Origin of the sequence: Paracidovorax cattleyae, assembly GCF_900104515.1 — a bacterium.
GTDB classification, from domain to species: Bacteria; Pseudomonadota; Gammaproteobacteria; order Burkholderiales; family Burkholderiaceae_C; genus Paracidovorax; species Paracidovorax cattleyae.
In genome coordinates, this window is sequence record NZ_FNJL01000064.1 from 7,077 (window position 1) to 8,298 (window position 1,222).

1 protein-coding gene is annotated in these 1,222 nt (G+C 63.7%); it reads right to left on the reverse strand.

Annotation, left to right across the window (positions count from 1 at the left end; translation table 11 throughout):
- On the reverse strand, positions 1–1,142 hold a 1,142-nt coding region (locus tag BLR05_RS25125), incomplete at its 3' end, for a putative Ig domain-containing protein (RefSeq protein ID WP_208606074.1).
- Between the last annotated feature and the right edge of the window lie 80 nt (positions 1,143–1,222).

The window sequence follows — 1,222 nt, forward strand, 5'->3', positions numbered from 1 at the left end:
TTGCCCTCCAGCGCGGTGTAGTCGTAGGTGATGGAGTCCTGCCCATCGCCACGGCCGAACAGGTAGGTGTCGTTGCCGGCCTTGCCGCTCAGGCGGTCGTTGCCAGCTCGGCCGTCGATCACGTCCGCACCCGCCGTGCCCACGATCGTGTCGTCCCCCGCGCCGCCCACCATGGCCATCACCGACAGCGCGTCGATGTCCCACGTGGTGCCATCTGCGAACAGCACCTGCTGCACCGGATTGGAGAGGTTCTGCGGGTCGTCGATGAAGAAGAAGTTCTCCACCGTCACCTGGTCCGTCGTGCCAGCGATGCCCAGCACGAGGGCGTCTCGTACCCGCCGCACCGTCACGTCCTGCGCACCCACGCCGGGCTTGAAGCGCACTGCGTTGAGCTTGCCCTCCAGCGCGGTGTAGTCGAAGGTGATCGTGTCCTGGCCATCGCCACGGCCGAACAGGTAGGTGTCGTTGCCCGCTCCTCCGCTCAGCGTGTCATTGCCGGCTCCTCCATCCAGTGTGTCGTCTCCATTGCCGCCTGTGAGCGCATTGCCAGCCGCATTACCGCTGAGGCGGTTGCCCAACGCGTTGCCCGCGCCATCGATCGCGCTGGAACCTGTCAACGCGAGGTCTTCCACATTTTCAGCCAGCGTATAGGTAATGCTGGACATCACCGTGTCCTTGCCGGCATTGGCCGATTCGACCACCTTGTCGCCCGTGTTGTCCACGATGTAGATGTCGTCACCCGCGAGGCCGGACATGGTGTCGGCGCCGGCGAGCCCGTCGATCGTGTCGTTGCCGCTCGTGCCGGTCAGCGTGTCGTTGCGGGAGGTGCCGGTGATCGCACCGGCCTGGACGGTGAGAGAGAAGCGCTGAGACGCGCTTGCGTCCCAGGGATCCTTCGCCGTGACCACGATCTCATACGTACCCGTAGTGGCGGTAGCGGATGCCTTGAAGGTCTGGGACGCCGCATCGAAAGTAAGCCAACTCGGCAGTGCCGAACCGTTCGACAGCGAGGCACTGTAGGTCATTGTTTCCATCCCGTCTTCATCGACGAAGGTGCCGGCCGGCACTGCATAAGTCCATGACGAGCCCCGCTTGAAGGACTGTGCATCGATGGTGTTGCGGGACTCGGGCGGCTGGTTCAACACCAGGGAGAAGTTGGAAATCGCCCATGCACCCGAGCGGTCAGTGGCCTGCACCCTCATGTAGTAGCTTTCTCTGTCGA